This is a genomic window from Flavobacterium sp., from assembly GCF_046293665.1.
In the GTDB taxonomy this organism is placed as follows: Bacteria; Bacteroidota; Bacteroidia; order Flavobacteriales; family Flavobacteriaceae; genus Flavobacterium.
This window is the reverse complement of sequence record NZ_JBKBOL010000011.1, coordinates 36253-59664: the sequence shown is the minus strand read 5'-3', so window position 1 is coordinate 59664 and position 23412 is coordinate 36253. Positions and strand designations below refer to the sequence as shown.

24 protein-coding genes are annotated in these 23412 nt (G+C 34.3%); 18 read left to right on the top strand and 6 right to left on the bottom strand.

Annotated features, from left to right (window positions below):
• Positions 1 to 59 precede the first annotated feature (59 nt).
• From ACK4R1_RS13460 to ACK4R1_RS13420, 9 genes are all read left to right on the top strand, one after another.
• Entirely contained in the window at positions 60 to 821 is a 762-nt protein-coding gene (locus tag ACK4R1_RS13460; protein ID WP_409688050.1) for a Rossmann-like and DUF2520 domain-containing protein, read from the top strand.
• Positions 805 to 1332, top strand: coding sequence for a KdsC family phosphatase (locus ACK4R1_RS13455; RefSeq protein WP_409688048.1), 528 nt, complete (start codon positions 805 to 807; stop codon positions 1330 to 1332). Before ACK4R1_RS13460 ends, ACK4R1_RS13455 begins: the two co-directional genes overlap by 17 nt.
• A gap of 54 nt (positions 1333 to 1386) precedes the next feature.
• The gene (locus ACK4R1_RS13450; protein WP_409688045.1) at positions 1387 to 2313 is read left to right on the top strand and encodes a geranylgeranylglycerol-phosphate geranylgeranyltransferase; all 927 of its coding nucleotides are present in this window, start codon (positions 1387 to 1389) and stop codon (positions 2311 to 2313) included.
• Positions 2306 to 2887, top strand: coding sequence for a Maf-like protein (locus tag ACK4R1_RS13445; protein WP_409688042.1), 582 nt, complete (start codon positions 2306 to 2308; stop codon positions 2885 to 2887). The genes ACK4R1_RS13450 and ACK4R1_RS13445 overlap by 8 nt, the downstream gene beginning before the upstream one ends.
• Before the next feature lie 4 nt (positions 2888 to 2891).
• Entirely contained in the window at positions 2892 to 3422 is a 531-nt protein-coding gene (locus ACK4R1_RS13440) for a mechanosensitive ion channel domain-containing protein (protein WP_409688039.1), read from the top strand.
• Positions 3423 to 3606: 184 nt separating this feature from the next.
• Positions 3607 to 4068 carry a hypothetical protein gene (locus tag ACK4R1_RS13435; RefSeq protein ID WP_409688036.1) on the top strand — a complete coding sequence of 154 codons (462 nt, stop codon included), beginning with the start codon at positions 3607 to 3609 and terminating at the stop codon, positions 4066 to 4068.
• Between the two features lie 213 nt (positions 4069 to 4281).
• Positions 4282 to 4662, top strand: a complete 381-nt coding sequence (locus tag ACK4R1_RS13430; RefSeq protein WP_409688034.1) for a hypothetical protein — start codon at positions 4282 to 4284, stop codon at positions 4660 to 4662.
• Between the two features lie 86 nt (positions 4663 to 4748).
• On the top strand, positions 4749 to 7247 hold the full coding sequence (locus ACK4R1_RS13425; RefSeq protein WP_409688031.1) for a PIG-L family deacetylase: 2499 nt from the start codon (positions 4749 to 4751) through the stop codon (positions 7245 to 7247).
• A gap of 111 nt (positions 7248 to 7358) precedes the next feature.
• Positions 7359 to 9080, top strand: coding sequence for a sodium:solute symporter (locus tag ACK4R1_RS13420; RefSeq protein WP_409688028.1), 1722 nt, complete (start codon positions 7359 to 7361; stop codon positions 9078 to 9080).
• Positions 9081 to 9133: 53 nt separating this feature from the next.
• Here ACK4R1_RS13420 and ACK4R1_RS13415 read toward each other — a convergent pair whose 3' ends face one another.
• Positions 9134 to 9985, bottom strand: a complete 852-nt coding sequence (locus tag ACK4R1_RS13415; RefSeq protein WP_409688025.1) for a DUF2911 domain-containing protein — start codon at positions 9983 to 9985, stop codon at positions 9134 to 9136.
• 136 nt (positions 9986 to 10121) lie between these two features.
• On the opposite strand from ACK4R1_RS13415, the gene ACK4R1_RS13410 reads away from it, so the two are divergent.
• The 4 genes from ACK4R1_RS13410 to ACK4R1_RS13395 all read left to right on the top strand — a co-directional run bounded on the left by ACK4R1_RS13410 (position 10122) and on the right by ACK4R1_RS13395 (position 12973).
• Positions 10122 to 10592, top strand: coding sequence for an SRPBCC family protein (locus ACK4R1_RS13410; RefSeq protein ID WP_409688023.1), 471 nt, complete (start codon positions 10122 to 10124; stop codon positions 10590 to 10592).
• 1 nt (position 10593) lies between these two features.
• Positions 10594 to 11292, top strand: a complete 699-nt coding sequence (locus ACK4R1_RS13405; protein WP_409688021.1) for an SDR family NAD(P)-dependent oxidoreductase — start codon at positions 10594 to 10596, stop codon at positions 11290 to 11292.
• A gap of 85 nt (positions 11293 to 11377) precedes the next feature.
• Positions 11378 to 12664 carry a cryptochrome/photolyase family protein gene (locus tag ACK4R1_RS13400; RefSeq protein ID WP_409688018.1) on the top strand — a complete coding sequence of 429 codons (1287 nt, stop codon included), beginning with the start codon at positions 11378 to 11380 and terminating at the stop codon, positions 12662 to 12664.
• An 84-nt stretch (positions 12665 to 12748) separates the two neighbouring features.
• Positions 12749 to 12973, top strand: coding sequence for a hypothetical protein (locus ACK4R1_RS13395; RefSeq protein ID WP_409688015.1), 225 nt, complete (start codon positions 12749 to 12751; stop codon positions 12971 to 12973).
• Between the two features lie 66 nt (positions 12974 to 13039).
• Here ACK4R1_RS13395 and ACK4R1_RS13390 read toward each other — a convergent pair whose 3' ends face one another.
• From ACK4R1_RS13390 to ACK4R1_RS13380, 3 genes are all read right to left on the bottom strand, one after another.
• A complete protein-coding gene (locus ACK4R1_RS13390; RefSeq protein ID WP_409688012.1) occupies positions 13040 to 13693 on the bottom strand; it encodes a GDSL-type esterase/lipase family protein in 654 nt (217 codons plus the stop codon).
• Entirely contained in the window at positions 13690 to 14352 is a 663-nt protein-coding gene (locus ACK4R1_RS13385; protein WP_409688009.1) for an HAD family hydrolase, read from the bottom strand. The genes ACK4R1_RS13390 and ACK4R1_RS13385 overlap by 4 nt, the downstream gene beginning before the upstream one ends.
• A gap of 67 nt (positions 14353 to 14419) precedes the next feature.
• Entirely contained in the window at positions 14420 to 15136 is a 717-nt protein-coding gene (locus tag ACK4R1_RS13380; RefSeq protein ID WP_409688006.1) for a ThiF family adenylyltransferase, read from the bottom strand.
• 161 nt (positions 15137 to 15297) lie between these two features.
• Here ACK4R1_RS13380 and ACK4R1_RS13375 point away from each other — a divergent pair, with 161 nt between their 5' ends.
• Complete coding sequence (locus ACK4R1_RS13375) at positions 15298 to 15675, top strand: hypothetical protein (RefSeq protein ID WP_409688004.1); 378 nt, start codon at positions 15298 to 15300, stop codon at positions 15673 to 15675.
• Positions 15676 to 15728: 53 nt separating this feature from the next.
• Here the strand turns inward: ACK4R1_RS13375 and ACK4R1_RS13370 are convergent, their stop codons facing one another.
• Together ACK4R1_RS13370 and ACK4R1_RS13365 are read right to left on the bottom strand one after the other, a co-directional pair.
• Entirely contained in the window at positions 15729 to 16376 is a 648-nt protein-coding gene (locus ACK4R1_RS13370; protein ID WP_409688001.1) for a TatD family hydrolase, read from the bottom strand.
• Positions 16376 to 16963: a DUF1684 domain-containing protein gene (locus ACK4R1_RS13365; protein ID WP_409687999.1), complete on the bottom strand. Its 588-nt coding sequence runs from the start codon at positions 16961 to 16963 to the stop codon at positions 16376 to 16378. Before ACK4R1_RS13365 ends, ACK4R1_RS13370 begins: the two co-directional genes overlap by 1 nt.
• A gap of 105 nt (positions 16964 to 17068) precedes the next feature.
• Here ACK4R1_RS13365 and ACK4R1_RS13360 point away from each other — a divergent pair, with 105 nt between their 5' ends.
• The 4 genes from ACK4R1_RS13360 to ACK4R1_RS13345 all read left to right on the top strand — a co-directional run bounded on the left by ACK4R1_RS13360 (position 17069) and on the right by ACK4R1_RS13345 (position 23354).
• Positions 17069 to 18301, top strand: coding sequence for an MDR family MFS transporter (locus ACK4R1_RS13360; RefSeq protein WP_409687996.1), 1233 nt, complete (start codon positions 17069 to 17071; stop codon positions 18299 to 18301).
• Positions 18302 to 18488: 187 nt separating this feature from the next.
• Entirely contained in the window at positions 18489 to 18848 is a 360-nt protein-coding gene (locus tag ACK4R1_RS13355) for a BlaI/MecI/CopY family transcriptional regulator (protein WP_284652118.1), read from the top strand.
• Position 18849: 1 nt separating this feature from the next.
• Positions 18850 to 20697 (top strand): M56 family metallopeptidase, encoded by a 1848-nt coding sequence (locus tag ACK4R1_RS13350; protein ID WP_409687991.1) that lies wholly within the window; start codon positions 18850 to 18852, stop codon positions 20695 to 20697.
• 206 nt (positions 20698 to 20903) lie between these two features.
• A complete protein-coding gene (locus tag ACK4R1_RS13345; RefSeq protein ID WP_409687989.1) occupies positions 20904 to 23354 on the top strand; it encodes a TonB-dependent receptor domain-containing protein in 2451 nt (816 codons plus the stop codon).
• The last annotated feature ends 58 nt before the right edge of the window (positions 23355 to 23412 follow it).

The following is a 23412-nucleotide window of genomic DNA, read 5'->3' as shown; positions in this document are numbered from 1 at the left end:
CTTGTGTATTTCTTAGATTTAAAATAAAAAATGAAATTAATTTTCGATAATTTAGCCGCATGATTCAAGTCACTATTATTGGTTCAGGAAATGTTGCCCGTCATCTCATTAAAGCGTTTAGTGAAAAGGCTGAAATTGAGTTGGTTCAAGTGTTTTCACGAAAGCCTGAAGCAGTTAATGACCTTGTAAATTCGAATAAAATTGTATCCGATTACAGCCAATTACAATCTGTTGATTTAACCATTATTGCAGTTTCTGATAATGCGATTGCCGAAGTTTCCAATCAAATTCCTCTAAAAAATCAATTGGTGGCTCATACTTCCGGAAGTGTTGCTATGACTACCTTAGATAGTAAAAATCGCAAAGGTGTTTTTTATCCGTTGCAAACCTTTTCTAAGTCGAAAGAAGTCGATTTTAAAAATATTCCGATTTGTTTAGAAGCCGAAAACGACACTGACTACCAAACGCTTGAAACAGTGGCCAAATCACTTTTCAATGTAATTTACCAAGTCAATTCAGAACAAAGAAAGGCGTTGCATGTTGCGGCGGTTTTTGTGTCGAATTTTGTCAATCATTTGTACGAAATAGGAAGTGATATTTGTACCGAAAACAATTTATCTTTTGATATTTTAAAACCGCTGATTCAAGAAACTGCGAATAAAATTTTAACGCTTTCGCCAACTGAAGCACAAACCGGTCCGGCCAAAAGAAACGACACACAAACCATCAATAGTCATCTGTCTTTTTTAACGGATGACAACCAAAAAGAAATGTATAAATTGCTAACCAAATCTATTATTGATCATGGGAAAAAGTTATAAAGAAATCATGAACGAGATTACTACATTTATTTTTGATGTAGACGGCGTTTTAACCGACAGTTCTGTTCACGTTACTGAAAACGGCGAAATGCTTCGTATTATGAATATTCGAGATGGTTTTGCGATGAAAGCGGCTATCGAAAGCGGTTATCATGTTTGCATCATTTCGGGCGGTAATAATGAAGGTGTTCGCATTCGATTAAAAAACCTTGGAATTACTGATATTCATTTGGCTTCGCCGGATAAAGTGACTACTTTCAAACAATACACCGAATTGTACAACATTAAACCCGAACAAGTTTTATACATGGGCGATGATATTCCCGATTTCCATGTGATGCAATTGGTAGGATTACCAACTTGTCCGCAAGATGCCGTAGCCGAAATCAAAGCGATTTCTAAATATATTTCACATAAAAATGGCGGAAAAGGTGCAGTTCGTGAAGTGATTGAACAAGTGATGAAAGTGCAAGGCAAATGGCATATGTATTATAACGGGAAACACGATTGATTTAAGAGCACAGATTCAAGAACCCAGATTTCAGATTTATAAAAATACAATCCAATGAACTTTTTAAGATTAATAAGATACCAAAACTTACTCCTACTCGCTTTTATGCAAATTGTTTTCAGATATGGATTTCTAAAACATGAAGCTATTTATTTGTTTTTGAGTGATTTTCAATATTTATTATTGATTTTATCAACTGTATTGATAGCTGCAGCCGGATATATCATTAATGATGTCATGGATCAAGAAACGGATAATGACAATAAACCCAACAACGTAATTATTGGCAAAAGCATATCAGAAGCTATGGCTTACAATATCTATTTTGCCTTGAATGTAACCGGAGTCGGCATAGGCTTTTACTTATCTAATATTATTCAGAAACCAACATTTGCCGGTATTTTTATCATCATAGTAACACTGTTGTATTTATATGCTACGACTTTTAAAAGAATGTTGTTGATTGGAAATATTATAGTCGCATTTCTGTTAGCCATTAGTATTTTAATCATAGGTGTTTACGATTTATTACCGCTTACTTTTGAAAGCAATCAAAAAGAAATGGGTATCTATTTTTCATTACTATTGGATTATGCTTTATTTGCTTTTATCATTAATTTCATTCGGGAAATTGTTAAAGACATGGAAGATGTAAATGGCGATTACAATCAAGGAATGAATACATTACCAATTGTTCTTGGTGTAAGTCGAACCGCAAAAGTGGTTTTCGGATTGGGTATTGTTGCGACAGTTGTTTTACTCTGGTACCTCAATACTTATTTGATGAATAACAACTTATATTATGCCGTAATTTATGGTTTAGTATTTGTTGTTAGTCCAATGATTTTCTTTCTGGTTAAAGTTTGGAGTGCTAAATCTAAAAAGGATTTTCATTTGTTAAGTCAGGTGTTAAAATGGGTAATCTTCTTTGGAATATTGTCTATTTTAGTAATCAATTTCAATATTAAAAACAATGCTTAATTTGCTGAATAAAAAATACAAAGTCATCTTAGCTTCGGGTTCGCCGCGAAGACAACAGTTTTTGAAAGATTTAGACACCGATTTTGAAATCAGACTAAAAGATATTGAAGAAATTTATCCCGAAAACCTTCAAGGCGTTGAGATTACTAATTTTTTAGCCATACTAAAAGCCAATGCTTTCGAAGGAGAAATTGCCGAAAATGAAATTTTAATCACGAGCGATACGATAGTTTGGTTTGACAATAAAGCTTTGGGCAAACCTAAAGATTATGAGGATGCGTTTCAAATGTTACAATCGATGTCGGGTAAAACCCATGAAGTCATTACCTCAGTTTGTTTTAAAACCATTGAAAAGACAGAAACCATTTTTGAAGTGACTAAAGTGACTTTCAACAAGCTTTCAGAAGAAGCCATTCGTTATTATTTAGACAATTACAAACCTTTTGACAAAGCCGGAGCTTATGGTATTCAGGAATGGATTGGTTTGGTTGGTATTTCAAAAATTGAGGGTTCTTACACCAATGTGGTAGGTTTGCCAACTGATAAAGTTTATGCTTATTTAACCCATTTATAAGATTATGAGTTTTTTCGATTTCTATATTAAAGAGGCGATTGCTACAGGATTGGTAATTCTAGTGGTTGTTTTTCTGAGATTAATTGTCACCAAAGCGGTAAAAAGTTATTCAAGATCACATACCGGTATTGAAAAAAGAACCAACTTGGTCATCAAATATATTCATTTATTGATTAGTATTTTAGCCGTGATTTCGCTAATTGTAATTTGGGGTGTACAAAAAAATGATATCTTAATTACACTTTCCTCTATTGCTACTGTTGTTGGTGTTGCCATGTTTGCTCAATGGTCTATTCTCAGCAATATTACTTCAGGCATTATTCTATTCTTTTCTTTTCCGTTTAAAATTGGTGACATTATTAAAGTACACGATAAAGATTTTAATATTGAAGGTGAAATTATTGACATCAATGCCTTTCACACCGATTTATTAACGTTAGATGGAGAACGAATTGTCTATCCAAACAATCTATTGCTTCAAAAAGGAATCTCCATTGTTAAACCCAAATTTGAAGACAAAGAATTTATGGATTAAAACTTAATTCTATAAATTTTAACAAAAATCATATAACGAGCTATCTTCTTTCTGGCACTAATTTTGGCATATATAATACTGAAGCGTGCAAGGGCAATTTAATATTTCCGCTACACCAAACCTAAGCTATAATCTATAAAATTAGTTAGGTAAGAACAAGAATTATTAATTTAAAAGAAGAATCATGAAAACAAGAAATTTTATTTTACTGATGGCAGTATTAATGGTCACAGTAAGTAGCCAAGCTCAAGTATCAGTCAATGTCAATGTTGGAACTCCGCCAGTTTGGGCACCGGCAGCACCAGTAGAAGTACGCTACTACTACATTCCGGATATAGAAGTTTATTATGATGTTCCAGCCAGTAGATATATTTATTTAAGAAACGGAAAATGGCATCGTTCAGCCGCGCTACCCGCTCATTATAGAGGTTATGATTTAAGAGGTGGACGCACAATTTATTTAACTGATTACAGAGGAAATGCTCCATATACTTTATATAAAACCCATAAAGTTAAATACAAAGGAAACGGACATTGGAAGAACAAAGGACATTACAAAAGCAGTCCCGGAAAAGCCAAATTCAAAGCCCAAGGCCATCCAGGAAAAGGAAATGGTAAAGGTGGACACGGGAAAGGCAAAAGATAAACAGCATAATTATTATATTTTAAAAGCAAAGATTAATTTCTTTGCTTTTTTTTCGTAATATTTTAAATACCAACACTTTAAATTAGTATTATTCTTAAATTTTAATATAAATAATGCATTTCAGCGTTAAAAAATACTTTTAAAGGATAAATAATAATTATATTTGTTTCTGATTATTGAATCAGTTTTTGTTAACCCCAAATTTACAAAATCATGAAAACACTGAAAGTAATGCTCGTTTTAGCTATTGTATTGGTTTCCAGTATTTCTTATTCACAAGACACTACCGCTAAAATACAAAGCTTGCCAATAGATAAGAAAACCAACTGTTATATTCGCTATTTCTATTTTCCAAACATTCAAGCGTATTTTGATAACCTCAAAATGGTTTATTACTATAAGGAAAATGGTGAATGGCAAACTGCACCTGAATTACCCAAAAATTATGGTGGCTATTCCTTATACAACAAAGCCCGTGTTACAATCAATGATTACGATGATGACAATCCGTATGAATATTTATCGGTTCACAAAAAAATGTATCCGTATAATTCCAAAGGCCGTTTTGCCAATGCTACTGTTGGTGCTGAATAACGTGTTATTTGTTAAAAACTAATTAAATAAAACGATGCTTTTTATTTAATGTTTATATTTGAAGCTATTGCCATAAAGTCAAACTAATGCAAAAGCTTTACTCCTTATTTATTACCTTTTTACTCCTTACCTCACAATTTATTTTGGCGCAACAACCTGCCAAACTTAATGCGGTTGAAATTTATAATCATATTCAAAAACTAAATTTTCTAGGCTCTGTGCTTTACATCGCTGCGCATCCTGATGATGAAAATACACGCTTGATTTCTTATTTAGCGAATGATAAAAAAGCAAGAACAGCCTATTTGTCGTTAACTCGTGGCGATGGCGGACAAAATTTAATTGGTCCAGAACTAAGAGAGTTATTAGGCGTAATCAGAACACAAGAACTTATCGAGGCTCGAAAAATTGATGGTGGGGAACAATTTTTCACGAGAGCTAATGATTTTGGATTTTCTAAAAACCCTGATGAAACTCTAGAGATTTGGGACAAAGAACAAGTGCTAAGTGATGTAATTTGGGCGATACGAAAATTCCAACCCGATGTCATCATCAACCGTTTTGATCATCGTTCACCTGGGACAACTCACGGACATCATACAGCTTCAGCCATGTTAGGACTTGAAGCTTTTGAGAAAGTTAACGATGCAACAGTTTATCCTAATCAGTTACAATATGTCAGTACTTGGCAACCCAAGCGTTTATTTTTCAATACTTCTTGGTGGTTTTATGGAAGTCGGGAGAAATTTGAAGCCGCAGACAAAACCAATTTAATCAATCTAAAAATTGGAACTTATTACCAATCCGTTGGAAAATCCAATCAGGAAATAGCAGCGCTAAGCAGAAGTCGCCATCAGTCACAAGGTTTTGGTTCAACCGGAACACGTGGCGTAGAAGATGAATATTTGGAATTCCTTAAAGGCGATATGCCCAAAGACAAGGCCAATCTGTTCGAAGGCATCGATACCACTTGGAATCGCGTAAAAAACGGAAAAGTTATTGGAGATATTTTATATGCTGTAGAAAAGAACTTCGATTTTAAAAATCCTTCGGCAAGTATTCCTGAATTAGTGAAAGCCTACAGTTTAATCGAAAATTTAGAAGACAAGCATTGGAAAACCATCAAATCAGAAGAAATAAAAAAAATTATCGCTGCTTGTGCCGGTTTGTATTTAGAAGCCGTTGCTGATAATCAGGAAGCAACTCCGGGTAGTTTGTTAAAAGTTAAATTAGAAGCAATAAATAGAAGCCCCATTAAAATTAGTTGGAATACAATTTTAACTTATCCAAATTCCATGATTACCCAAGAAATAACTGAGCTTGTCAATAATAAATCGGTTTCAAGAACCATTGAATTAGAATTACCAAATGACCTTGATTACACTAATGCTTATTGGTTAAACCAAAAAGGAACCGTTGGCATGTATAGCGTAGATAATCAGGAAAACATTGGAGTTCCAGATGTTTTGCGTCAGGTAAAAGTTATTTTTCTGATTGGTATTAACGATATCACCATACCTTTTGAACGCTATGTCATTTACAAATACAATGACGATGTAAAAGGCGAAGTATACCAACCGCTGGATGTTATTCCGGTTGCAACCTCTTCTATTGCTGAAAAAGTATATATTTTCAATAATAACCGAAGCAAAACCATTGTCGTTAAAGTCAAAGCAGGAAGAGACAATATAACAGGCAACACTAAATTAGAACTACCACAAAATTGGAAAGTTTCTCCTTCGGAAATTCCGTTTACAATTGACAAAAAAGGACAAGAAGTTCTGGCTGTATTTACCGTTTCTCCATCTGATGAAGCCAGTGAAATTGACATTAAAAGCATAGTAACCGTTAACGGACAAACCTTCGACAAAGAAAAAATCGACATCAACTATTCACATATTTACAAGCAAATGGTTTTAAAATCGGCTGAAGCCAAAGGTATTCGCTTAAAAATTAAAACTAAGAATGAAAAAATAGCTTATATCATGGGCGCAGGTGATGAAGTACCGAAAAGTTTAACCCAAATGGGTTACGAAGTACAAATCCTAAAGCCTGAGGAAATATCAACTGAAAGATTACAGAATTTTGACGTCGTTATGACCGGAATCAGAGCTTATAATGTTGTAAATATTTTGGCATACAAACAAAATATTTTGTTGGATTTTGTTAAAAACGGTAAAACGATGATTGTACAATACAATACTTTAGACGATTTGGTAACCAAACAAATGGCGCCTTATTCCTTAAAATTATCCCGTGACAGAGTAACCGAAGAAGATGCTGAAGTTCGATTTTTAGCACCAAATCATCCTGTTCTAAATTATCCGAATAAAATTACTGCAGAAGATTTCAAAGGCTGGAAACAAGAACAAGGGTTATATTATCCTAGCGAATGGGATGCCAACTTCACTCCTATCCTTTCCGCCAATGACAAAGGCGAAAAACCTAAAAATGGTGCTTTATTAGTAGCCAAATACGGCAAAGGAAATTATATTTATACCGGTTTGAGTTTCTTCAGAGAATTGCCCGAAGGTGTTTCGGGTGCTTTTAGATTATTAGCGAATATGATAGCCATTGGAAAATAATTATGGAAATAGAAAAAAAATCATCTTGGAAGAATAGCTATACGTGGGTTTTGATTGCCAATGCTATTTATATTTTAATCTTCTTCTTATTAATGCAATTATTCTTTTGATATGCAACAACTCGACTGGATAATTTTATCGGTTACCTTACTTTTCATAGTTTCGTATGGTGTTTACAAAACCAAAGGAAGCAAGAACGTTGAAGATTATATTTTAGGCAACAAAGAAACGCCTTGGTGGACCGTTGGTTTATCAGTGATGGCCACCCAAGCCAGTGCGATTACTTTTCTTTCTACACCCGGACAAGCTTATCATGACGGAATGGGATTCGTGCAGTTCTATTTTGGTTTGCCCATAGCGATGGTCGTGATTTCCATGACGTTTATTCCTATCTATCATCGCTTAAAAGTTTTCACAGCTTATGAATATTTAGAACAGCGATTTGACTTAAAAACGCGATCATTTACAGCCATTTTGTTTTTAATCCAACGCGGATTAGGAACCGGTTTAACCATTTATGCCCCGGCGATTATTTTGTCATCTATTTTGGGATGGAATCTGACTTTACTCAACATTATTATCGGAATTTTAGTTATCATTTACACTTTTGCCGGTGGTACCAAAGCCGTAAACGTAACCCAAAAACAACAAATGTTTATTATCATGAGTGGTATGTTTATTACATTTTTCTTGATTTTACATTTGTTACCCAATGACATGACATTTTCTAATGCCATGCATATTGCAGGTGCCAATGACAAAATGAATATTCTTGATTTTTCAGTCGATCCTGAAAACCGTTATACGTTTTGGAGCGGTATTACAGGAGGTTTCTTCTTAATGCTTTCTTACTTCGGAACTGACCAATCACAAGTTGGCCGTTATTTGTCCGGAAAGTCAGATCGAGAAAGCCAAATGGGATTAATTATGAACGGTTTTTTAAAAGTGCCGATGCAGTTCTTCATTTTATTGACCGGTGTAATGGTTTTTGTGTTTTTTCAATTCAATCCGGTGCCTTTGCATTTTAATCCGGTAAATCGAGATGCTGTCGAAAAATCAGCTTATGCCCAACAATACAATTCATTGGAAACCCAGTTAGCCCAATTATCAGAAGAAAAAAAAGAATACAATTTATTGTATATTGACCATTTGAATCAAAATTTCGACAATCCAATTCTACGCCAAAAACTGATTTCGCTTTCAGGGAAAGAAAAGGACTTGCACGATCAAGCCAAAGAAATCATCACCAAAGTCGACAGTAAAGCCGAAACCAACGATAAAGATTATGTATTCATTTACTTTATTTTAAACTATTTACCTTCAGGTTTAATTGGACTTTTGTTAGCCGTAATTCTATCAGCTGCCATGTCGTCTTCTGCTTCAGGATTAACAGCTTTGGCTTCAACCACAGCAATTGACATTTATAAGCGAAATGTAAAAGGCGAAAAATCAGAAAAACATTTTGTGAATGCGACTAAAGCTTTCACGTTACTTTGGGGTGTAATTGCCATTCTTTTTGCTTGCGTAGGTACATTGTTTGAAAACTTAATCCAGTTGGTTAACATTGTTGGTTCCATCTTTTACGGAACAGTTTTAGGAGTCTTCTTGGTTGGATTCTATATCAAATTTGTCAAAGCAAATGCGATCTTCTATAGCGCTGTAATCAGTCAAACAACCATATTCTTTATCTACTATTACACTATTCATATCTATCCAAACGGACAAGAAAAATTAGGTTATTTATGGTTGAATTTCATTGGTGCTTCTTTAACGGTAGTATTGTCAATGTTAATGCAATTAGGGGCAAAAGGAAAGCGGAAAGTGATGGCATAAAAAAACCACGAACTCAAATTGAATTCGTGGCTGGAATATTTTTGAAGTTAAATTTATTTTTTACTCCATTCTTTGATGCTGTCATTGTTCATTTTAACATAGTCACCATTGTTTTCTTTTTCGGCACCAGCCAGTGATAATCTAGCTGTTTCAATTGCACCGGCTTTATTTCCTAATTTGGCTTGGATTAAGGATTTTAATCTCAAATGCCAAAATGGAACATTATCCGCTTTTGCCATAGAAATAGCTTTATTTACATATTCTAAAGCTTTATTTAAATCGCCCTCAGATTGATAAAAATATTGTGCAGAAGAAAAATAATCTGAGGCTGTTGGACCGGCTAATACCTTATTAATACTTGCTAGAGCGGCTTTTTGGGTTGGAACTTCAAACTTGATTGAAGCCATAGTTTTTTCCCATGAAATATCTAAAGTTGCGCTATCATTAGTCAAATTATTAATGGCAATGGTAAAAGTTTCAACGTTGTTACCTAAAGTTATAGGATCAACATTTGTTTTATAAGCTACTTTGTTTTCATCCCATTTTTCAGGAGTTCCCCAATTTTCAGTATCAGTGTAGAAAATTATTTCCCACATATCTGCTTTTGGTGTGGTGAAAATAGCGTATTTTCCTTTTTTTAAAGTTGCTCCTTTTATCACGACATCTTCGCTGAAAGTAACCATCGAGTTTTGATTGGCTCCGGTTCTCCATAATTTACCAAAAGGGACTAAATCACCAAAAACAGGCCTTCCTTTAGCACTTGGGCGTGAATATTCTACCGTTACATCAGTTAAACCAACCGTTTGATTTATAGTTGATTTCGGACTTGGTGCTGGTGTTTTTACTTGAGCTTCAATTGTAAAGTTGGCAATCAAAACAGCCAACATAAAAATAATTTTTCTCATAATGTTTATTTTAGTTTGCCCAAAATTACAAATTGTTCAGCTTTCAAATGTTAATTTAAACTTAAATGAAAATAATACTGTTTAATCTTTTTACAGATATCTTAAACAATTTGTATCTTTACCAAAAATTAATCTGATGAAAGTTTACACCTTAAACACCAAACAGAATCTACCCATATCCATTGAAGAAGCTTGGGCGTTTTTATCAAATCCGAAAAACCTAAAGACCATAACGCCAAATTATATGGGTTTCAAAACACTTTCAGGTGATGACAGACCAATGTTTGCGGGACAAATTATACAATATATAGTCACGCCGGTTTTAGGTATCCCAATGAAATGGGTTACGGAAATTACACATGTTGTCGATAAAAAATATTTTGTCGATGAACAACGCTTCGGGCCTTATGCACTATGGCATCACAAACACTTCTTAAAAGAAATTCCGGGCGGTGTTGAAATGGAAGATATTGTTGATTATAAAGTACCGATGGGAATTTTGGGACAAATGGTTCATCCATTTTTAGTAGAGCCAAAGCTCAAAGAGATATTTGATTATCGGAGAGAAAAATTAATAGAATTATTTGGAGAATTTAAAACAACATAACATGAAAAATATACTATTGATTGGCGGCTCTTACGGAATTGGGTTAGCCATAGCCAAAGAATTACAATTCGAAACGAACATATATATTGCTTCAAGAACTAATGAAAGTTTGGCAGAGATAAACGCGACTCACATTCCGTTTGATGCTACAACTGACACTTTAGATAATACAAAATTACCTGAAATCATTCACGGCTTGGTTTACTGCCCCGGAAGTATCAATTTGCGACCATTTCGCGGATTAAAAATAGAAGCTTTTGAAAGTGATCTACAAATCAATTTTATCAGTTTGGTCAAAGTTATTCAAACTCTTTTACCTAATTTAACCGCAACTGAGCAATCAAGTATAGTATTGTTTAGTTCGGTTGCAGCTAGTATGGGAATGCCATTTCATACCAGTGTTGCCGCTTCAAAAGGAGCAATCGAAGGTTTTGCTAAAGCTTTGGCTGCCGAATATGCTCCAAAAATCAGAGTAAATGTTATTGCGCCGTCTTTAACCGATACACCTTTGGCAGAAAAATTTTTAAGTAACGATGAGAAAAGAGAAAAATCAGCACAGCGTCATCCATTAAAAAGAGTCGGATCTTCTCAAGACATGGCCCAAATGGCTAGTTTTCTGCTAAGCGAAAAAAGCAGTTGGATTTCAGGTCAAATATTTCATGTTGATGGTGGCATGTCTACTTTATTGGTAAATCAATAATAATTGTAATGTCAAGGACAATAAAAATAATTGAACAATAACCTACCTTTAAACAATTAAATATTGATATTGATTTTTTAAACTTATGAACATATTCTGGTTTAGACGCGATTTACGCTTAGAAGACAATGCCGGCCTTTTTCATGCACTTCAAAGTGGTAAAGAAGTGTTGCCTATCTTTATTTTTGATGAAAATATCCTTGACCAATTGCCTAAAAATGATGCTCGTGTGACTTTTATTCACCAACAATTGGAAACAATTCAAAGTCAATTAAAAAAGATTGGCAAATCATTAGCGGTATTTCATGGAGATCCATTTGAAATTTACAATAAAATTCTAACAGAAAACCAAATCACAACGGTTTATACAAATCACGATTACGAACCTTACGCACGCAAACGTGATTTAGAATTGTATCATCTATTCAAAGAATACAACATCGAGTTTAAAACGAGTAAAGATCAAGTTATATTCGAAAAAAGTGAAGTGGTTAAAGATGACGGAACTCCTTATGTAGTCTACACACCCTATTCGAATAAATGGAAAGAACACTTTAAGAAGATTCATTTACCCAACTATAATTCAGAAGATTATCTTGAGAAAATAATACTTCACTCCTATCCTTTTTTAAGTTTAAAAGATATTGGATTTGTGAAGTCGAATATAAATGTTACGCCATATGATATTTCAAATTCTTTAATCGATAATTATGAAGCAACACGCAATTTTCCAGCGTTGAACAAAACTTCCTATTTGGGAATCTATCTTCGTTTTGGTGCTGTATCCATCCGAAAAATGGTAGCAAAAGCTTTAGAGAGTAAAAATGAAACCTTTCTAAAGGAACTTATTTGGCGTGAGTTTTTTATGCAAATTCTATGGCATTTTCCACACACGGTTAATAAGAGTTTCAAAGCCAAATACGATGAAATTCAATGGGAGAATAACGAAACTTTATTTCAAAAATGGTGTGAAGGAAAAACCGGTTATCCTTTTGTAGATGCCGGAATGCGTGAATTAAATGAAACCGGTCATATGCACAACCGAGTGAGAATGATAGTGGCTAGTTTTTTATGCAAACACCTGTTAATCGATTGGCGTTGGGGTGAAACATATTTTGCGCAAAAACTATTGGATTACGAGCAAGCCAGCAATGTAGGCAATTGGCAATGGGCAGCCGGAAGCGGTGTTGATGCAGCACCATACTTCAGAATTTTTAATCCAACAGAACAAATCAAGAAGTTTGACAAAGATTTGGTGTACATCAAAAAATGGATACCCGAGTTGAACTCAATGGAATATCCACAACCGATTGTTGACCACAAAGAAGCCAGAGAAAAGTGCTTGCGAACCTACAAAATAGCGGTTGGATAATAGTCTCACAAGCAAATTGATTGATGATTAATAGTTTAACCGGGATTAATTGACTATCTTTCAACATAATTTAAAACTAAATTTATGAAAAATATTGGTATTTGCTTAAGTATGTTGTCAATGGTATTGGTAATGTCTTGTGATAAAAAAGAAGAAAAAACCACGGAAACAATTGAAACAAACACTATCGAAAAAGAAACCGTAATTGTAAAAGATACTGTTCAAGAAAAAGATGGCACTTCAGTAAAAGTTAGTGGCGATGGTGTTGAAGTTGACAGTAAAGACGTAGATGTAGAAATCAAAAAATAAAGATCTCTACCATACAGAAAAGTAAAAGCCAGTTTGAACTGGCTTTTTTTATGATTTTAAGTAGCTCTATTCGTTTATCAATGGATATAATTCCTTCTTCCAAATAGCATAACCTTTTGAATTCATGTGCAACTTGTCTTCGATAAAGATGTCTTTCATTGGTTCGCCATTTTCTAACATTTTATCCCAAATATTGACATAAACAGTGTTCTGGTCTTGTTTTAAATAATTACTTATTAAGACATTTGCTGCCATCATTCTGTCTTTCATAGACCATCGCAAAATACTTGGCTTTATCGAAACAAAAACGATTGGTATTTCGGGAAAATGATTTCTTAATGTAGTATGTAACTTTTTATATCTATCAAAAACTATTTCCGGAGTTACTTTATCTGAACTGGCAATGTCGTTTTCTCCACAATAGATGAATATTTTTTTTGGTTTGTATTTTAATACTACGTCGTTTTGCCAATAAATCAAATCTTCTAAAGTGGCACCACCAAAAGCTCTATTTACAATAGTTTCATTTTGAAAATCTTCCTTAGCCGTTTTCCATAATCTAAACGAAGAACTTCCAATAAACAAAATCATTCCGTCTTCCGGTTTCTGAATACTATCTTGAGTTCTGAATGCTTTTATTTCATCCCAAAAAGGTTTTTGTTGCGCTGTAACACTGAAAGAAATAAAAAGAATCAATAAGGCGATTAAGTATTTTTTCATGAAATTTTAATTTGGCGAATACTATTGTAACTCAACTCATTAAAATTAGTAATAATTTTGTCCGCTTTCGAATAATCTTGCATTTTTGAATGAAAACTATCATAACCAACACAATAAATTCCGGCAGCTTTAGCTGCTAAAACCCCATTGGTACTGTCTTCAATAATGATACAGTTTTCTACCGGAGTTTGTGCCAAAAATGCAGCGTGCTGAAATATAGCCGGATGCGGTTTCGACTTAGGAAAATCTTCTCCCGAAACCTTATGGGTAAAATATTGGTCTAAATTAAATCGGTTGAAAATTCTATTGATAGTGACTGTAGCCGACGAAGAAGCTAAAACCAACTGCATCCCATTAGCATGCAAGTCTTTAATTAAATCTTCAACACCTTCCAGCAAAAACAAATCTTCTTTATTGTCAAAAGCGTCATTGAATAGATTGCGTTTGGTTTGCACCAATGTTTCCACATCTTGAGTTAAATCGAATTCCGTTTTCAAACGCTCAAAGATATTTTTGGTCGAATTACCGGTAAACGAAGCATACATTTCCGGTGAAATTTCAATGCCTAATTGTTTGAAATGTTGATTATAAGCATAATGGTGAACCGGTTCGGTATCTACAATTACGCCATCCATATCGAATATTACGGTTTGTATCATTTTATCTGTTGTCTGTTGTCAGTTATCTGTTTTCTCTTGTTGACGAGTTCATAACCGACAACTAAAATTATTTTTTTAGCAAATGTTTTACAACGGTTTCCGCCGCGTGTAATCCAAAAAGACACGGCATCCAACTATTCGTGCCATAAAATGACTTCTTGTAGTTTTTACCATCGGTCAACTTTACACTGCTTTCATCCGGCATTTCAGTCGAGAAAACTGCCTTGATACCTTTAGAAATTTTGGCTTCTTTCAAACGTTTGCGCATGTTTTTGGCCAACGGACAATATTCGGTTCTACTGATGTCACGGACTTTTACTTTGCTCGCTTCATACTTTCCGCCGGCACCCATACTGCTGATAACTTTTACCTTTTTGCGTTTGGAAGCAATCAATAAATTTAGTTTTGGTGTAATGCTGTCAATGCAATCTAATACATAATCAAATTCGGGTGTAACCAATTCAAAAGCCCTTTCCGGAGAAAGAAATTCTTCCAAACGGGTCAAGTTTAGTTCCGGATTAATATCCATCAACCTATCACCTACTACATGGACTTTCGGCATCCCAACAGTCGAGTGCAAAGCCGGTAATTGTCTGTTCACATTAGTAATATCTACTACATCACCATCAACAATGGTCATGTTACCCACACCGGCACGCGCTAAAAACTCAGCGGCAAACGAACCGACACCACCAAGTCCAACTACTAGTACATTTGCATTTTTTAAATTGTTTAATCCTTCTGTTTTAAATAAAAGCTCTGCTCTTTCCTGCCACTTTGCCATTTTTAGATACTTAGATAATTAGATGTTTAAATTTTTTAGACTAAAAAAATAAGGTGCAAAAATAAGTAAAATTAGAATGGATGTTTGCAAACATATCACAATCTTAACCCAAAATCAAATCAATACACTTAAAAGGACTTACCTTTAAGAAAAAGTAAAATATGTCAGATAAAAACAAAAAACAGTTTGGTGTTTGGATGGATTCCCACACTGCAACTATCGTAGGAAAAGAAGAAGTTAACGAAGGAGATTTTATAGTCATCGGACATGTAAAAAATAGCGGTCCCGATGCGAACTCAAATGAACGTACTTCAAACAACCAAGAAATTTCTTTAACGCAAAAGTTCTTTAAGGAAATAGCGCATACGATGCCTAATATTGACGAAATTCACCTAACAGGAACCGGACAAATTCAAGAGCAGTTCATGAAATTTTTAGCCGAAACACCTCAATACAAAAATGTTGTTTCGAGTGAAAGTACTTCGAATAGAATGAGTGATGAAAATTTGACTCAATTTATTGCAAAACATTTCAATTAGAAAACTTAAGTTTCTATTTTAAGAAAGACTGTAGGCTTGCGTTTGCAGTCTTTTTATGATTTAAAAACCTTATCCCAATTGGCTCTTACTTGATTTTGCAGTGCTTCAATACTCATTTCTTTATATGTTGCAGCTAAAGTGTATACTTCTTCCAGTGTTTCGTCAATAGTGTCGGTTTCGAGAAAGAATCGATCATTTGGTACCGAAAGAAATACTTTTTTTAACTCAGGATTGCGCAATAAATATTTTCCAAAAGACAAATAGAAACCATTGTCAATCATTTGTTTGGCGATTTGCTCATTCTTTGAAAATCCGTGGAGTATAATTGGGACAGAAATATTTAATCGGTTTTTGATTTCTACCAATTCCTGATAAGCGGCAACCAAATGCAGTACCAATGGCTTTTGGTACTTTTCAGCTAAGGCAATTTGCTTTTCAAAAACTGTTATTTGCAAAGCCATTGGGATTTCGATGCGCTTGTCTAAACCACATTCACCCAAAGCCAAACACTCGGGAAATTGTAATTTAGTTTCAATGATTTGTAAATCACTTTTCAAACGACTTTCATCAATATACCAAGGGTGAATGCCAATAGAATAAAACGGAATATCACTAATAAATTCCCAAGGGTATTGATTGACCAATTCAATTGTATTGGCGTCGTTTGTAAACATATGTGTATGTAAGTTGTAAAAAGGCATTAGTCGTGAAACTTCTTTACACCGGCTAAAATTTCGACATCCAAATCATTTTCCAGAGGCACAATCGGACAAGAATATTTATGATTATAAGCACAATACGGATTATAAGCTTTATTAAAATCGATAATAACTGTTTCACTCTTAGGAATTCTCATATCGATGTAGCGTCCGCCAATGTAACTTTCTTTACCACAAGTCAAATCGGAAAAAGGCAAGAATAGATAATCTTCGTAGCCTTCTTTTTTGGTTAAATCGATGTTTTGGTACAAGTTCAATTTGAAGACTTTTCCATCAATACTGAAAGCCAATTCGCCATATTTTACATATTCCGGCAAACGCGCTCCTGTGGTTTTCATTTTGAATACTTTCTCGTTCGATGTTCTGGTAAACTTGGCTTCTACTATATACTTATCGGTAATCGGATAAAAATCCAAGCCTTTAAAAACTTTAAAATCTTCCTCAGTCAACGGACTTTCCTCACGACTTCCATATTCTTTGTTGAGTGTTTCTTGGAATTCTTTTGCCGTTTCTTGTGCGGATAGCAGACAAACATTGAATAATAACAAAAAGAAAAGTATTTTTTTCATAGAACTCTTTTTAACAAAAATAGCATAAAAATTGTTTGTAATCTCAAAAACTTAGCTACTCAGTAACTCAGTAACTTTGTAACTTTACATCGTCATTCATCCATCATGCTTAAAACCGCATTCCAACGCTATATCGATAACTTCAAAGGCTTTTCCAGAGAGATTTGGATACTGACGATTATCACCTTTATCAATCGTGCCGGAACTATGGTTTTGCCCTTTCTTTCAAAATATTTAAAAGAAGATTTAAATTTCAGTTATAGCGAAGTTGGTTGGATTATGGTTTGTTTTGGCGTTGGTTCCATGTTAGGTTCTTGGCTTGGTGGAAAACTTTCCGATAAAATTGGTTTCTACAAAATCATGATTTTTAGTTTGCTCACTAGTGGTTTGATGTTCTTCGTCATTCAATACATCACCAGTTTTATTGGACTTTGCATTAGTATGTTTGCTATTATGTCGGTGGCTGATATGTATAGACCGGCTATGTTTGTTTCTATTGGCGCGTATGCCAAACCCGAAAACAGAACCCGAGCACTGACTTTAGTTCGTTTAGCCATTAACCTTGGTTTTGCAGCCGGACCGGCATTGGGTGGATTGATCATAATGAACATTGGCTATCGTGGATTATTTTGGGCAGATGGTATTACCTGTATCGTCGCGATTCTGATTTTTTGGCTTAAAGTAAAAGAAAAGAAAAAATCGGCTTTCACTGACAAAGAACATCCGGGCGAAGTATTGACGCATTCCGTTTTTAAAGACAAACCGTTTTGGATTTTTTTATTTACTTGTTTGGTTTCGGGTATCTTGTTTTTTCAAGTGTTTACTACTATTCCTTTGTACCACAGAGAACAGTTTGGCCTAACTGAATTCCAAACCGGATTATTACTAACAATGAACGGTGTTTTGGTCTTCTTCTGCGAAATGCCCATAGTAAGTTATGTTGAAAGAAAGAAAATCAATAAAGTAAAAGTCGTTGCTTTTGGTTGTCTTCTAATGGCTATAAGTATGTTTCTGATGCTATTCAATACTTGGGTTGGCATTTTAACTATCATGATGGTATTCATGACTTTTGCCGAAATGTTTGCGTTTCCGTTTTCAAATGCGGTTGCCTTGAGTCGGGCACCAAAAGGTCACGAAGGTCGTTATATGGCAATTTACACTATGAGTTTCAGCTTGGCACATATACTAAGTGCCAAAATGGGTATGGAAGTCATTCAATATTTTGGGTATCAAATAAATTGGTTCTTCATGGGCTCACTCGGACTTATTGGAACAATTTGTGGTTATTGGGTTTACCGTTTGATTCAAAATGAACACAAATCCACTAAGATGGTTTAAGGCTTTTTTATCGTTTATTCTATTGATTGCCAACTAAAGTTTATCTACCTCAAGCCCATTTGTCGTCCTTCTTTTAATTTCAAATCTTAAAATTTAGTTAAATAACTATAAATATAGTTGCGTAACTATAAAAATAGTTATACGTTTGTTTTGTCAAATTAGATAAACCGATTTAAACACTATAATCATGCAAAAGTTAACCAACAAGGAAGAAGAGATTATGCAAATATTATGGAAGCTTAAAAAAGCTTTCGTTAAAGAAGTTTTAGCCGAAATCACTGAAGAGCAACCACATTACAATACACTTTCAACCATTATAAGAAACTTAGAAGAAAAAGGATTCGTTGGTCACAATGCCTTTGGAAACACTCACCAATACTTCCCTATTGTTAAAATGGAAGATTATAGAAAACGCTTTATGAATACAGCAATTGATAATTACTTCAATAGTTCGTATAAAAATTTGGTGTCCTTTTTTGCCGAAGAAGAAAAGATTTCAGCAGAAGAATTAAGAGAGATTTTAGCTATCATCGAGAAAAAACAGTAATATGGAAACGATTTTTATATATCTTTTAAAATCAAGCGGTTTGATGGCTATGTTTTATTTAGCCTATCATTTCCTAGTGCGTAAAGAAACATTTTTCAATAGTAACCGTTGGTTTTTGATTGCCGGACTATTCACTTCTCTTCTACTACCGTTGTTTTCTATTAAAAAAATTGTTTATGTTGAAAGACCAAAAATCAACCTCGATGATTTGGTGGCTTATGCCAATGCAAATCCTCATGTTCAAGAAATTACCGCTGTTGAAGCATTTGATTGGATGCAGTTTATTTGGGTTAGTTACTTCCTAATTGCTTTACTTTTACTTCTCAAAATTGTGATCAATTTTATGTCTCTATTTCAAATGCTTTACCAACAGCAAAAAATTAAAAATGAACAGTTTACGTTAGTCGACTTGAACCATGACATTGCGCCATTTTCATTCTTTAATTATATTGTTTTCAATTCGGCTTTGTATACCGAAGAAGAATTGCAAAGCATCCTTTTACATGAAAAAGTACACAGCCAAGAAAAACATTCTTTTGATGTTATGGTGGCTAAAATTTTCTGCATATTATTTTGGTTTAATCCGTTTATTTGGCTCTACAAAAAAGCCATCATTCAGAACTTAGAATACATCGCCGACCAAAAAGCGGTACAACAATTACAGGATCCAAAAGTGTATCAAAGAGCACTTTTAAAAGCAATTTCTCATCAAAACTGCTTATCAATTACTAATAATTTTTATCAATCATTAATCAAAAAACGAATCGTTATGTTAAACACCAATCAGTCCCACAAAAGAAATTCATGGAAATACACACTTGTAATTCCGGTTTTAATCAGTTTTGTGTTTTTATTCCAAATCAAAACCATTGCACAAGAAAAGGAATCCGACACAGAAATTGCTCAATCACTGCAACATCGTGAAGAAGTTAGATTGATCATCGACAAAGATGCTACTGAGGCCGACCTAAAAAGAGAAACCAAAAGATTAAAAGAGGAACATGGTATTACTTTAAAATGTTCAAAAATTAAGCGAAATACCAAAGGAGAAATTACCGGAATCAAAGTTGAATTTAAAGATAAAAATGGCAATAAAGGCGTTTCTCATGTAGACAGTAACGAACCAATTGCTCCAATTCATTTTTTTAAAAACAATAAATCCATAGGATTTGGCAAACCCAAAAACTTTAAAGTATATGCCAACGCTCCCGGAGTTAAAGTAGTATCTGGAGAAAATTTTGTTTTCAACTTCAATGATAGTTTACCGAATTTGAAAAACTTCAATTTTGATTTCGATATTGATGTAGAAGCACCTGAAGCGCCTGAAACACCTGAACTCCCTGATACACCGCAAGCAATCGGCTGGAATAAAGACAATGCAAAAATTATCATCAAAAAGGGAAATAACAAAAAGGCAACGGTTATTGTTAACGGTAAAGTACTTTCTGATGATGCCGAAATTGAAAAAGCTTTAAATGATGCCGGTGTAAAAGGACAATACAGCATAACTGTTGACAGTGATGACAATGGAGGCGAAAGTAAAGTTACCATAAACGGCAAAGATGTATCAAAATTCAGAGCGGAAGCTATGGCGAATGTCAAAGTACAAATGGGGAAAAACAAAGAAATGATTCGTAAAGAAATGGCACGCGCAAGAGAAGAAATAGAAAGAGCCAGACCTGAAATAGAACGTGCAAAAAGAGAAATGGATCTTTCTAAACCTGAAATAGAGAAAGCTAAAGCTGAGATGGAAAAAGCCAAAGCCGAAATGATTAAGGCCAAAGAGGAACTTCAAAAAGCCAAAGCTGAGCTGGATAAAGCCAGAGAAGAACTCAAAAAATCAAAGTAAAGTAATTTTATTATGATGACTTTTATCACTTCAGTTTCAATGGCGATAGCGATTTGGCTGAGCAAATAATAAAAAGCATAATAAATTGATTAAATAGTGAAACAAATAAAACGTTTACTCGACAAATCAAACTAAAACAATAAGAAACCGCGTTAAATGCGGTTTTTTTTTGTCATCAATCATCATCAATCATTAATTAATCATCTATGAAAAATCAAATCAAAGCCCTAATTGTGCTCTTTTTTTTCACGGGAATCAGCAATGCCCAAAACGGTTTCAGCATAACCGGAAAATTAATTGACAAAGACCAAAAGCCAGGAATCGGAATTCAAATTACTTTACTTTTAGCCAAAGACAATTCGGTTACCAAAATAGAAATCAGTGACAATGACGGTAATTTTGCTTTTACCAATCTAAAAGAAAACGACTATAAATTGTTAGTTGAAGACATCGGTTTCAAAAGCTACCAAAGCGAAACTATCAATGTTAACGCTGCTAATCCAAATCGGAACTTACCTCCTATTTCATTAGTTGTCAATGATCTCAATAAATTAGATGAAGTAGTAATCACCAAGAAGAAACCTTTTGTAGAAAACAAAATAGACAAAACGGTTGTGAATGTAGATGCCTTTATTACTGCGGCAGGCGGTGATGCAATGGATATTTTAGAAAAATCTCCCGGAATTTCAGTAGACCAAAACGGTACAATTACTTTTAAAGGCAAATCGGGTGTTCAGGTTTTTATCGATGACAAACCTACTTATTTATCCGGAGCCGAACTCGAAGCCTACTTAAAATCATTACCGGCAAGCACATTAGACAAAATTGAATTGATGACCAATCCACCGGCAAAATACGATGCTGCAGGCGGTGCCGGAATTATTAATATTGTTTCCAAAAGGTCGAAAGCCAGAGGTTTTAATGCCAATCTTACTTCGAGAGTTTCTCAAGGAAAAAGAAGCGGCAATCGTCAAGGGTTCAATTTCAATTATATGAATGAAAAAGTGCGTGTTTTTGGTAACATTGGCTATGCCGAACAAAATCCAATTAACGATTTATTCATTTTCAGAAAGTTCAAAGACGATTCCGGAAACACTACCAGTTTGTTTTACCAAAATAGTTTCATTGACACCAAAGTACAATCTAAAAATGCTAGAGTCGGTTTAGATTATTATGTTTCCGACAAAACAACGATTGGCATTGGATTGAGTGGTATTTTGAGAAATAACAATCAAAACTCAGATGTTGCGAGTGAAATCACGGATGCTAGTTCGGTTTTAGATTCTTCCATCATCGCTTATAACAGACAAAAGCAAAAATTCAAAAACGGTGGCGTTAATTTTAATTTCCGACATGAATTAGACAGCCTTGGTCAACGCTTGACTGTTGATGTCGATTATTTAAAATATGACACTTCTGCCAAGCAAACGTTCAATAATTATATCTATCAACCTGACAATACACTTTCAAGTCAAGATGAATTAAGAGGCGATTTGCCCTCAGATATCGATATTTATTCCTTAAAATCGGATTATACTTTGCCTTTTAAAAACGGTAGTACTTTTGAAGCCGGATACAAAGTCAGCTATACCAAAACCGATAACATAGCCGATTACCGGGATGTTATTAATGGCCAAGAAATCCCAAATTACGCTACCAGTAATCACTTTAAATACGACGAGATTATCAATGCGGCTTATGTTAATTTCAATACCAATTACAAACGTTTCAGTTTCCAAACGGGTTTGCGTGTCGAAAACACCGAATCTAGAGGAAATCAATTGGGCAACATCGAACAGCCCGCTTCTAAATTTAAGAGAAATTACACCAATCTTTTCCCGACGGTTTATGTACAATATAAATTAGATTCTTTAGGCGATAATTCTTTGGTTATCAATTATGGCAGAAGAATCAACCGACCTTATTTTCAGGATTTGAATCCTTTTGTGAGTCCGTTAGACCGATTCACTTTTTATTCGGGTAATCCTTTCTTGAATCCGTCATTTGCTAATAATTATGAACTTTCCTATCGCTACAAAGGCATTTTCTCAACCACTTTGAGTTATGGTGCTTCTAAAGATGATATCAATGAAACTATCGAAATTAACAACGGAATTTATTACAGTCGTCCCGGAAACATAGGAAAAAGTCAGTTCTTTAGTCTTAACGCAAACTTGCAATTAGAATTAAACAAATGGTGGTCGAGTAATATTTATAACGAAGTGACACATATGCGTTTTAAAAGTAAATTATACACAGAAGATTTAGAATCGTCAGGAACATTTTGGAGTATTAATGTCAACAATAGTTTTAAATTTCAAAAAGGTTGGTCAGCCGAATTAAGCGGAAACTATCACACCGATGTTGTTTCGGCACAGTTTGTCATCTTATCAAGATCAAGCATTAATATTGGTGTTCAGAAAAAAATACTCAAAGACAAAGGCACGATTAAACTATCGGGTAATGATATTTTCTATTCCAATTTGAACAACGGAATTATAAGAAACCTACAAAACACGGAAGCCAATTGGAGAAACAAACTCGACACCCGTTTTGTTGCGTTAACTTTCACTTACAGTTTCGGGAAATCATTCGCTCCTAAAAAACAATATGATGCCAATGGTGCCGAGAGCGAGAAGAATAGAGTGAGAAGTTAGTTTCATCCCCTATTTAAAATTAAACCGTCAATTGGCGGTTTTTTTTATCTTTACAACA

Excerpts from the sequence above, each read along its gene's own strand:
- ACK4R1_RS13460 (WP_409688050.1), top strand. The coding sequence starts at position 60 with ATGATTCAAGTCACTATTATTGGTTCAGGAAATGTTGCCCGTCATCTC.
- ACK4R1_RS13455 (WP_409688048.1), top strand. The coding sequence starts at position 805 with ATGGGAAAAAGTTATAAAGAAATCATGAACGAGATTACTACATTTATT.
- ACK4R1_RS13450 (WP_409688045.1), top strand. The coding sequence starts at position 1,387 with ATGAACTTTTTAAGATTAATAAGATACCAAAACTTACTCCTACTCGCT.
- ACK4R1_RS13445 (WP_409688042.1), top strand. The coding sequence starts at position 2,306 with ATGCTTAATTTGCTGAATAAAAAATACAAAGTCATCTTAGCTTCGGGT.
- ACK4R1_RS13440 (WP_409688039.1), top strand. The coding sequence starts at position 2,892 with ATGAGTTTTTTCGATTTCTATATTAAAGAGGCGATTGCTACAGGATTG.
- ACK4R1_RS13435 (WP_409688036.1), top strand. The coding sequence starts at position 3,607 with ATGAAAACAAGAAATTTTATTTTACTGATGGCAGTATTAATGGTCACA.
- ACK4R1_RS13430 (WP_409688034.1), top strand. The coding sequence starts at position 4,282 with ATGAAAACACTGAAAGTAATGCTCGTTTTAGCTATTGTATTGGTTTCC.
- ACK4R1_RS13425 (WP_409688031.1), top strand. The coding sequence starts at position 4,749 with ATGCAAAAGCTTTACTCCTTATTTATTACCTTTTTACTCCTTACCTCA.
- ACK4R1_RS13420 (WP_409688028.1), top strand. The coding sequence starts at position 7,359 with ATGCAACAACTCGACTGGATAATTTTATCGGTTACCTTACTTTTCATA.
- ACK4R1_RS13415 (WP_409688025.1), bottom strand. The coding sequence starts at position 9,985 with ATGAGAAAAATTATTTTTATGTTGGCTGTTTTGATTGCCAACTTTACA.
- ACK4R1_RS13410 (WP_409688023.1), top strand. The coding sequence starts at position 10,122 with ATGAAAGTTTACACCTTAAACACCAAACAGAATCTACCCATATCCATT.
- ACK4R1_RS13405 (WP_409688021.1), top strand. The coding sequence starts at position 10,594 with ATGAAAAATATACTATTGATTGGCGGCTCTTACGGAATTGGGTTAGCC.
- ACK4R1_RS13400 (WP_409688018.1), top strand. The coding sequence starts at position 11,378 with ATGAACATATTCTGGTTTAGACGCGATTTACGCTTAGAAGACAATGCC.
- ACK4R1_RS13395 (WP_409688015.1), top strand. The coding sequence starts at position 12,749 with ATGAAAAATATTGGTATTTGCTTAAGTATGTTGTCAATGGTATTGGTA.
- ACK4R1_RS13390 (WP_409688012.1), bottom strand. The coding sequence starts at position 13,693 with ATGAAAAAATACTTAATCGCCTTATTGATTCTTTTTATTTCTTTCAGT.
- ACK4R1_RS13385 (WP_409688009.1), bottom strand. The coding sequence starts at position 14,352 with ATGATACAAACCGTAATATTCGATATGGATGGCGTAATTGTAGATACC.
- ACK4R1_RS13380 (WP_409688006.1), bottom strand. The coding sequence starts at position 15,136 with ATGGCAAAGTGGCAGGAAAGAGCAGAGCTTTTATTTAAAACAGAAGGA.
- ACK4R1_RS13375 (WP_409688004.1), top strand. The coding sequence starts at position 15,298 with ATGTCAGATAAAAACAAAAAACAGTTTGGTGTTTGGATGGATTCCCAC.
- ACK4R1_RS13370 (WP_409688001.1), bottom strand. The coding sequence starts at position 16,376 with ATGCCTTTTTACAACTTACATACACATATGTTTACAAACGACGCCAAT.
- ACK4R1_RS13365 (WP_409687999.1), bottom strand. The coding sequence starts at position 16,963 with ATGAAAAAAATACTTTTCTTTTTGTTATTATTCAATGTTTGTCTGCTA.
- ACK4R1_RS13360 (WP_409687996.1), top strand. The coding sequence starts at position 17,069 with ATGCTTAAAACCGCATTCCAACGCTATATCGATAACTTCAAAGGCTTT.
- ACK4R1_RS13355 (WP_284652118.1), top strand. The coding sequence starts at position 18,489 with ATGCAAAAGTTAACCAACAAGGAAGAAGAGATTATGCAAATATTATGG.
- ACK4R1_RS13350 (WP_409687991.1), top strand. The coding sequence starts at position 18,850 with ATGGAAACGATTTTTATATATCTTTTAAAATCAAGCGGTTTGATGGCT.
- ACK4R1_RS13345 (WP_409687989.1), top strand. The coding sequence starts at position 20,904 with ATGAAAAATCAAATCAAAGCCCTAATTGTGCTCTTTTTTTTCACGGGA.